Here is a 9,249-nt window from a genome sequence, read left to right on the forward strand (position 1 = left end):
GGTTTTGAGACCCCCATATTTGCAGAAGACAGTGGTTTCGCTCATTGCTTTGTTTGCAGTTTGAAGCGTCTATGTTTGCATCTCGTGCCAAATATAAGGGAAATCTAAATTCAACCAAGGGTTTGTTTTTAAAGCGATCGCATTAGGCGACCAAAGAAGTTACCGACACCTCGGAAGAAACCACCGATTGCACCTGTGATATTGGACAAATTAAACCTGCCACTACCGTTAACACCACCAATTGAACCAGGTACGGTACGTTGGGGAATGGCTCCCAGGTTGGCTTGGCTGCCGTCGCGTTGGATTGCGGCAAGTCTGGCGGCTTCGTATTCTCGATCCGCTTGGGTTTGCATTGCAGCTAGTTTTTGCTGTGCCTGGTTGCCCATTTTGGTGAGTTTATCGCGGTAGGCGATATTCCCCAGCCGCAGGTTTACTTGATGTTGGGCGCTTAACAGGTTGATTTGTTGGGCATGTTTGACATCAACTTCGGTTAAATCGTTGGCTATTTTCTGCTTTTGCTGTTCGAGAAAGTTCATCCACTGTTTGTTTAAAACCAGTGCCTGTCCTTTCATTTGGACTATTTGACCCCCGTTTTTCGCCGCAGATTTCAGCAGGTATAACACCGCTTGGTTGATGTCCTTTGTGCCGTCGTAAATGGTTGCGGCTTGTTTGAGGACAGGTTTGATGTTTTTCCGGGCTTTGGTGGTGATGTTGGCGTAGTCGGCTAGGTAGGTTGTCGCCTCTTCATCGCCCATCATGGCTTTAATAATTACATCGGTGTCTAGCCCAAAGATGGTTTGAGAGGCGCGGGACACGTCGGGTGCGGCGACGTGGATTTTGATGCGCGGTTGTTGGTTGTTGGTCATGGCGTTTTTCTCGTGAGTCGTTAAGGGGAGTGGAGTGTCCAAGTTTGGGAGTGGGGATAACCCCATCAGTGAGGGATACTGCTGGCGAATGGAAAATCTGACCTCTGACTCGCACGATTTAATCAGGTTTTAAGCGTATTAATAGGAGTAGGAGTGCGATCGCGCGCTGACTTGTCAGTTCGCGCAAGCGCTGTTTCTTGGATGACGGGCTTTTGTCAGTTCGCACTCCTAAAATCCTTCTTTTTCGCCGTATTAGGGAGTGTCACCCTTGAATCGACGGCAGTATCTTGGATGGTCAAGGTTTTCTAAGAAAACCTGAGTTCGGGACAAGCTGAAACCCTCATTACACCGTTATTTGATTCTGGGACATTCTAGACAAATCAAATCAGTTCGTCCAGGTTAAATTCGTCGGCGAATTGTTCCTCTATCGCTGCATCGAGGGAGAGGGTATTTATTTCAGTGTCAGGGATATTTTCAGTATCAAAGATGCATTCAATACTAAGGGTGTCGCCAGAAAAATCCGTCAATTTCCACGATGTATTTTCCCCTATTTCCCCGCAGCCTTCATTAGATAAGTTTTCTGGTTCATCCCATGCACCCGATAAAGTTAAACAGTCAAAAATCCGCTCTGCTTTTTCACGGGCTGGTTCGTTATCAATCGAACTAAGTGCGTCTTTATTGCCCTGTGCCAAGCTCCAGATGATTTCTGGCGACACATCCCCTGAGAGATTTGGTAATAGTTGACCGTGGGCTAATGGAAAAGGAGTATCGTCAATTGTTGTGAAAAAGTCGTAAGGGTTGGTTTCTTGTTCTGCCCACTCCCCACCGTTGTTGTGGTAGAGAGAAAATTCTGTAATGCCCTCGCACAGCAAACTTTGGGCAAAGCTCTCTACATCGCTTTCGTCATCAAAGTGATATGTACGTAGGTCGGATAGTTCGGGGTGATTGTTGACCTTGATGCACCAGTCAGGATTATTGGTTGTCATGCGATAATTTCCTTGTTGTCTATTCGTTTTATTGCGGCGGTAGATAACCCCGTTTTTGGGTTTTGGAGCGATGTCTTCGGCTGCTTTACGTCTACGCTCAATCTTGGCGGAGGAGGCAAAGGACGTTCAGCTTGCGGAAGATATCGCTTCTGTATTTAAAGTTGTCAGTACAAATGCTTGGAGCATGGGCGTATTTACAATCCACAAATCGGTTTATCAAAAGTAAAATCGGTTTCTGGGTCGGTTTCTAAGATAGATGTTGGGACAACCTGCGATACAGGTTTAGAGCGGACACCTGTTGTTTCGTATGGAGATGGCAGCACCTCCCAGGTTTCTTCGAGATGTCTGCCGTAGCGGGAGAACATCACGTTAATTAACTCGGTCAAAGTTGCCAATCTGGTGACTTTTAGTAACCGCTCCCCCTGCTCCAACGCAGCATCCCTAAGTACAATCCGCGCTTGGCTCATAGCAGCATCCCCTGAATCGAAATGGTCTGGGGACTGGGTGCAACTTTAAATCGTCCGTTGGTGGACTCCTGAATTGGTTTCGCCAGGGGAGCAGACCCACCAATAATCAACACTTCCCCTATTTCCGAGAAGTATTGTCCCCATTTTGTCCGCAGTTTGCCCCGAATCTCAGAGAGCCATGCATCTCTGCACTTTTCAAATAAATGGGCAAAGCTGATGCCACTGGTGCCAATGGTGAAACTGCCTGATGCGATCGCGTCCATAATCAAGCCCAAATTCTGGCTAAATCCTGTGGTGGGCAGCAGAGCAGCATCAATTTTTTCGGCGAGGGCATAAGTACCGGGAACAATCGCATCGGCTTGACGGTTGAGGGAGCCGTTGGGGGAATACAACCGTCCGATACCAGTGCCCCCACCCAGGTCGAGTATCCCGTTTACAGATTTAGGACTTTTAAACAGCCCACTTCTAACGGCATAGCGGTAAGCAGCGCGGGTTTCGTCCACTGGTTCGACGTGGCGAACGCTGGTATAAAGGCGCTGTCCATTACGGATAAATTCGTAAACACCCTCAAGTTCTTTGAGCAATGCAAAGTTTTCGGTGTGGCGGGTATCTGGGAGGGCAATACGCAGACATTCAATTACCACGGTATTTTGACCGGGCATTGCCTCTAAAGCCGCATAGATGAAGTGTTTGGCAAGTTCGACTTTGTTAACTTCAAATGCTGGAGTGCCTTTTTGTACTTGAGCTTCTGTACCGATAGCAAAGCGGGAAGTAGTGTCACCATCTTTTATCACCTCGATTTGGACGGATTCATCATCGATTTCTGGGGTGTCTTCCCAAGGTTCTAGATGCTTAATGACTGAGGGAATAGTCATAACTTTCCCTGTGGGGGTAATCCATTGAGTGGTGCGATTGCCTGCGTCTAGTGCCACTACTTGTCGCTTTAAGAGGTGGTCAGGCTTTGGCGTGACGTGATACATCGGTGTGACTGTCATATATTTGTTGGGAGTAAAAATTGCTGAAATATAAACTGCACAAAGATTTGACATGGTTGCAATCAGTTGCAGCTATGCCAACATAGGGACGCTATACATCTAAAAGTAACTAATTTGTTCCTAAGCGTTACTTATAGCGTCATGAGTGCTAGTATAACGCATGTAAGTAACTGTTTAACACGAATAAGTTACTTTTAAGTTACTTTTAATTACTTTGAGAGTGTGAAATGTACGATGGAAGCGATATACAGAAAATTCAGATAGAAGAAAACGTGAGTAAGAGAGTCAACTTGACCCTTCCCGATGTGGTTTACGAGGAATTAGAAGCTTGGGCTGAATATCAAGGTCGCCCAACGGCAAATCTTGCTGCCTACCTGGTTGAATCTGCAATCAGAGAAGCGAAAGAAAAAGGAGAGTTTCGCACATTGAAAGAAAATCACTCATCTACTAATAAGGAAAAAGGGAATGGCTGAAATAAGTTAGCTGTGGCAAGGAAAAATTATGGTTCCAGAATCAATTCCTCCGGTACTTACACCTAAAACCGTTCGTCCCGGCTACCGCTCGCAAGCCGCCGATACAAATGTTGATGCGGATATTTACCTGTTCGCCAGGTTGCGCCAACTTGCACTTAAACAACGAATCGAGATTGCGATCGCGCACAACCGGGGAGTACGAAAACTCTGTTTGGCGGGAATTAAATCTCGACATCGCGGTGCGTCGTTGGAGGAAATCCGCCTGCAATTTGCCCGTGCAGTGCTGTCCGAAAAATTTCCCCCTGGCTTCCAACCCCAAGGAGGTGAGTCATTTGCCGGGGTCGGTTTCCGGAGCCAGTCCCGTGCGGGGGTTCCCCCCGTTGAGGGAACTGGCGTTCCCAGCAAACTGAAGAACTCGGAGACTGATGAAACAATATGGATTCAAGACTCAATCAGCTTGGCTGGCGAATTGCACCAAATTTTAGAATCGGTAAACATTCCCTACTACGTTAGTCGTGGTGTTGCGAGTTCGATTCACGGGGAACCGCGATCGACCCGCGATTTGGATTTAGTTATCGAAATCCAACGCGACCAAATCAATTTATTGGTGACAACCCTGGAAGCGGCGGGTTACTACTGTCCTGAGAAAGGTGCGGTTGAGGATTTACAACAGGGGCGCGATCGGATGCTTAATATTACCCACACGGAAACCATCGCCAACGCTGACCTGTATGTTACGGATACTTCAGCCTTTGCAGCATCGCAAATGGCGCGACGGAGGTTGCTTGATGTGGAGGGAATGCCTAATTTTTGGTTGATTTCCCCCGAAGACCTGTTATTGCAAAAACTTGTTTGGGGTAGGGGAAGCCAATCCCAGAAGCAATGGCGCGATGTACTGGGGATACTCAAATTGCAAGCAGATTTTCTTGACTATGGATATCTGACTGAATGGGCAGAAAATTTGGGGCTGGTTGATTTAATTAGCCAAGCTTTTACCGAAGCTGGCATTTTGTAGAAGTAGCTTAGTTAAAGATTATGTCAGATCGAGATAGTCCAGCTAATTTCAAACAAACAACTATCGAATTGATAGAAGAGTTTCTCATCAAGAGAATTACTCAAATAGCACCAGATTATCTTAAAAGAGAAATCATTTTAAGTGATGGTGTTTTAAAGGGAGAGCCAAATTTTTTAGAACAGTTTTTTCAAATATCTGATGGATTTTGGGATATGGGCTACTCATGGTTCCAACATCATAAATCTATGAATTGGACGGCTCAAGAATTGCATGATTTTTTAGTAAATGAAATGCGCCCGTCTATGGATTTATTTCAAGATGTGGAATCGGATAAGCTTTTCATTTTAGCTGCGAGAAAACCTAGAGAAGAAAAGCCTAAATCTGGAAGAAAAAAATCTCCTAGTCGAAACAAATTTGAAAATACCGTTTCGTTCGTCGAGCCTTACGAATATATGCAGAGTCTTATTGACTCTATGCATGAGGTTTGCGCCCTGAGAGTTGCAGCTGAGTTAATCCAAAGTATGAACTTGGATAACCTCAGTTTATCAACTCTACAAAATCTATTAGAAGGCACGTCAAAATTAAATCCAAATGTTGAAGAAGCACTTCCTGAAATTACAGGCTTCCCAACACCAGTCCCTCTAAGGGCAGGGGTAGAATCTCACTATCGCCGCGATAAATGGAAAAAAGATACCAACAACTATGCTGTTTTTGAATCTACTAGTAAAAGTAACCCCAGAAACCGAGTCGAAGTCTACATAGGTGGAGAAAAAGATGGCGATATTTTAGCATGGGAAGCTGCTCTACAAGTCATTGATTTAATGGGAATTGATGCAGCAAAGCTTCAGTTAGTTTTTGCATCTTATGCTTTTAATTCCAGCCTCAATAATCAAAGCAAATTTACATTAAAAGGTACGGAAGTAATTAAGCAAATAGGATGGGATAAAAAGCATCGTTTAACTGTACCTGAAAAACTAGCAAAACTTGCTAGCATTACCTTCCATTTAGGGCGGATGTTGATGGAGTGTACCTGGGTTGAAGGCAAGCCAAAAGGTGACAAAGTTGATGTCAGTGTTAGTATTTCTCCCCTATGGGTCATTGAGGTCGATGCTAGAGGACAGAAGAATATATTCACAGGAAAAGTTGATAATCCTGAAGAGGTTTATATCAATGTGAGTCCTGGTCCTTGGGCAGAAAAATGGCTAAACAGGATGGGCATGAAAGCAGGTATTGCACTGCATCAATTTGGGTGGTTAGCCACAGAAATCCTAAAAATTGACCCCTACCACGATGAATTGGCGCTAAAACTAGCAATCCATCTCACAATGATTAGCCGCATCAAATTACAAAACAAAAATCAATACGAACATAAAGTTGGCAGTTTGTTAGAAGCTGTGGAACTGGAAGCCCGAATTGATAAAGCACATCAAGATTTCCGGGAATCCTACAACCTCAAACAAAGATGGGATAGCGCCTTGGCTTTATTAATGAGCATGAATTGGCAGGTCATCTTTGACGATACCAGCTATCCCAAATGGATCAGACCCAACAGCAAAGCCAAAAAACCTTCTAACTGGAGGAAAGAAAAAATCATCGACCGACTGTGGAAAGCCAGACTCACAATTATGCCACCAGACCCCATTCCCGCGCTTCTATCGCGCAGAACTGAACCATTATTAAAACTCAGCCCAGTCCCACGTACTACCACCAAATCATTAGCACCACTGACAGTTTCCCAGGTGCGTACTGCCCGTGAAGTCAAAGGATGGAGCCAAAGAGAATTGGCTACGTGCTTGGGAGTATCGCAAAAGTTGGTATCCATGATTGAACGCGGTGATCGGACTATTACTCCCAAATTGGCAGGAAAATTGAGAAAAGTATTGGAAATTCCAGACTAAGCAAGGCTTTTAAGATGAAAGCGCTTCTTGGACACTTTCAGACAGGAATACTCACAATTATGCGATCGCACGCTCCCGCAACGAATGAAAGCAACGATTTTTCTCAACCGCGTAGATAGCTGATTTTCGGTACTCAAAATTGAGAACAAGCAATTGCAATCTTGTACTCAAATAATTTACCTCGAAACTAGCCTCAAATCCTTAGTGCATAAGGATTTAAGCATGAGAACAAAAATCCCCCATCGGGCGATTAAAACATCTCATCAAACGGACACACGAAACTTCATAAAAACTCATAAAAATTCACAAAAACGCCGATTTTCTCTCATAATTAACTACCCAAAAATAGGTTTTTGTACTCAACAAAAAAAACATCAAAATTGGCATTTAAAGCTTTATCACATAAGGATTTGAGCGTGAGAACAAAAAAACCCCATCGGGCGATAAAACCGCCCCATCGCCGGATAACACATTTTTGAAAGCCTTGTCTTATAAGAATTTCAGCCTCTCATTTTTCTCTAATTATCTTTAATGGGAACGCAAACGCCTCATTACAAAAAATGCTTTACTTTTAGTGACCAAAAATACCTTTCTTAGAGTCCTGAAAATGAATCAATATCTAAAACAAAATCTGAAACAAAAATTTCTTTCTAGCAGCGAGAAATTCGCGGTGAGACAGCCCCTACAGAGGGAAATCCTCTTTAGGGAACTGCGTTCTCCGAAGGGGTTATCGAAGAGTATCCGAAGGGAGACAGTTTTCGTCTACAAAATCTTTCAAGACAGGCTTCCAGCCAATACAGCCCTATCAAAGCCAGTACAACCAGTCAATACAGCCTTATTACAGCCAGCCAATATTTCTTTATTAGAAAAAGCTGGTTAGTTGCTCGTCTCTTTCTCTAGAAGCGAAAAGCTCTAGAAGCGAAAGAACTACAGAACCTCCTTACTTAGCTAGTCGCTCGCTGTATGGTTTGTCGCGAAACAAACCTTACTTGACTCTCAAAATCTCAAAATCTCAAAATCTCAAAATCTCAAAATCTCAAAATCTCAAGATATCAAGTCTCAAAAACTTTCAAGCGAAGCGCTAACAAATCAAGTTAGGGACTTGCAAGCTGAAACTAACCAACAACAAATGCACCATTACGTTAACAAATTTTGAGAGTTATTAAAGGTTCCGTAGTAATTTCTTTTCACTTCTAGAGAAAGTGATGGGTTGCTAATCGGCTCCAATCAACAGGAGACCGACAATGCAAAATATCCGTGTTATCTACCCAGACAAGGAAGAGAGTATCTCGTTAAACGAACATACCCCTTGCCAACTGCCCAACAACCTCACAGAAGCCGAGTACCACGAACTAGCGGTACTCAGCGCCATCCACCCCGCCATCATCGCGGCAAGCTTTCTCCACATATCAGGAGAAGAAGTTTACTCCTACCTGTTCTCCCTAAACGTCCCCCGTAAAAACGCGGGGAGGGTGACGGACGGTTTTTTAAGGCAGTACCAGCACGCCGAACTTGGTGGATTGTGGATTAGCGGACTAGACCCCCTCAATAACTGGCAACCGATGGAATGGGGACGCTTTAAACCCAGCGTTCCCCGTATCGATCGCTCAAAAGGCAAACCTGTCAAATACGAATCGCCACCCAAAACCCCCAACCGCGTCACCTACTTTGATATTCCCCCATGCATTTGGGATTTAGTGGCAAAGCGGTACAACATCAAGCGCTACCATTCATCCCTAGCGCTACGGTTGCAAGACAAATACCCCCTTGGGAGTGGGGGACAAAGGGAGTGGGGGACAAGGGGAGTGGGGGAAATTCCACCTCTCCCTCCCTCTCTCTGCCTCCTCCGCTTCTGGGAATGGGTGCAGAAAAATCCCCAAATTCCCATAATCCTGTGCGAAGGGGAGAAAAAAGCCGCTTGTTTGTTGAGCCAGGGATTTGTGGCGATCGCGCTCCCTGGAATTTGGAACGGACGGGTTGGTAAAAAGGACTTCGACGAACGGCTGCACCCGGATTTGCTGCCTATGGCACAACCGGGACGGGAATTTATCATCCTGTTCGACTACGAAGAAAAACCCAAAACCCGGTGGAATGTCTTCCAAGCCACCCTACGCACGGGAAGGGCAATAGAGGCGGCTGGAAGCGTCTGCAAGGTGGCTCAACTTCCCGGAAGAGAGAAAGGGGTCGATGACTTCGTTGTTGCCCGTAACGAGGCTTATAGAGAGGCTATTTCTCAAGCTCAGAAATCTCAAGCCCAGAAAAAAGATAGCGATCGCTATTGGCTCGATGCTCCTGGGAAGGTGGAGGATGGAAATACCCTCCTGACCGCCATCATCGACGATGCTAAAAATTTGGCTGATTACCGCAATTCCTTCTTCCAAAAGCAGCGAGGATTATCGCGTAAATACAATGCAGATATTACGGTAAATGTCAAGTATTTGACCCAAGTTCTTGGTTTTGAAAATCTTGATGAGGAATTCCTAGAATTTGTCGATTTTGAAGAGGCATGGGAAGGCAAGTCGGAACAATTACCGCAGCATCCAAGGGAT

General features: G+C 45.0%; 9 protein-coding genes. 5 read left to right on the top strand and 4 right to left on the bottom strand.

Annotation, left to right across the window (positions count from 1 at the left end; all coding sequences use genetic code 11):
* Nucleotides 1-128: 128 nt before the first annotated feature.
* From VB733_RS22595 to VB733_RS22610, 4 genes are all read right to left on the bottom strand, one after another.
* Entirely contained in the window at nucleotides 129-866 is a 738-nt protein-coding gene (locus VB733_RS22595) for a hypothetical protein (protein WP_323342303.1), read from the bottom strand.
* 380 nt (nucleotides 867-1,246) lie between these two features.
* On the bottom strand, nucleotides 1,247-1,852 hold the full coding sequence (locus VB733_RS22600) for a hypothetical protein (RefSeq protein ID WP_323342304.1): 606 nt from the start codon (nucleotides 1,850-1,852) through the stop codon (nucleotides 1,247-1,249).
* A 194-nt stretch (nucleotides 1,853-2,046) separates the two neighbouring features.
* Entirely contained in the window at nucleotides 2,047-2,319 is a 273-nt protein-coding gene (locus VB733_RS22605) for a hypothetical protein (RefSeq protein ID WP_015201131.1), read from the bottom strand.
* Nucleotides 2,316-3,368 carry a ParM/StbA family protein gene (locus VB733_RS22610; RefSeq protein WP_323342305.1) on the bottom strand — a complete coding sequence of 351 codons (1,053 nt, stop codon included), beginning with the start codon at nucleotides 3,366-3,368 and terminating at the stop codon, nucleotides 2,316-2,318. Before VB733_RS22610 ends, VB733_RS22605 begins: the two co-directional genes overlap by 4 nt.
* Before the next feature lie 173 nt (nucleotides 3,369-3,541).
* On the opposite strand from VB733_RS22610, the gene VB733_RS22615 reads away from it, so the two are divergent.
* The 5 genes from VB733_RS22615 to VB733_RS22635 all read left to right on the top strand — a co-directional run.
* Nucleotides 3,542-3,787, top strand: coding sequence for a ribbon-helix-helix domain-containing protein (locus VB733_RS22615; protein ID WP_323342306.1), 246 nt, complete (start codon nucleotides 3,542-3,544; stop codon nucleotides 3,785-3,787).
* A gap of 28 nt (nucleotides 3,788-3,815) precedes the next feature.
* Nucleotides 3,816-4,802 (top strand): hypothetical protein, encoded by a 987-nt coding sequence (locus tag VB733_RS22620; RefSeq protein WP_323342307.1) that lies wholly within the window; start codon nucleotides 3,816-3,818, stop codon nucleotides 4,800-4,802.
* 20 nt (nucleotides 4,803-4,822) lie between these two features.
* The gene (locus VB733_RS22625) at nucleotides 4,823-6,700 is read left to right on the top strand and encodes a helix-turn-helix transcriptional regulator (RefSeq protein WP_323342308.1); all 1,878 of its coding nucleotides are present in this window, start codon (nucleotides 4,823-4,825) and stop codon (nucleotides 6,698-6,700) included.
* Nucleotides 6,701-7,370: 670 nt separating this feature from the next.
* A complete protein-coding gene (locus tag VB733_RS22630; protein WP_323342309.1) occupies nucleotides 7,371-7,580 on the top strand; it encodes a hypothetical protein in 210 nt (69 codons plus the stop codon).
* Between the two features lie 364 nt (nucleotides 7,581-7,944).
* Nucleotides 7,945-9,249, top strand: a 1,305-nt coding sequence (locus VB733_RS22635; protein WP_323342310.1) for a DUF3854 domain-containing protein, incomplete at its 3' end; no start/stop codon positions are given.

Origin of the sequence: Calothrix sp. UHCC 0171, from assembly GCF_034931845.1 — a bacterium.
GTDB lineage: Bacteria > Cyanobacteriota > Cyanobacteriia > Cyanobacteriales > Nostocaceae > Brunnivagina.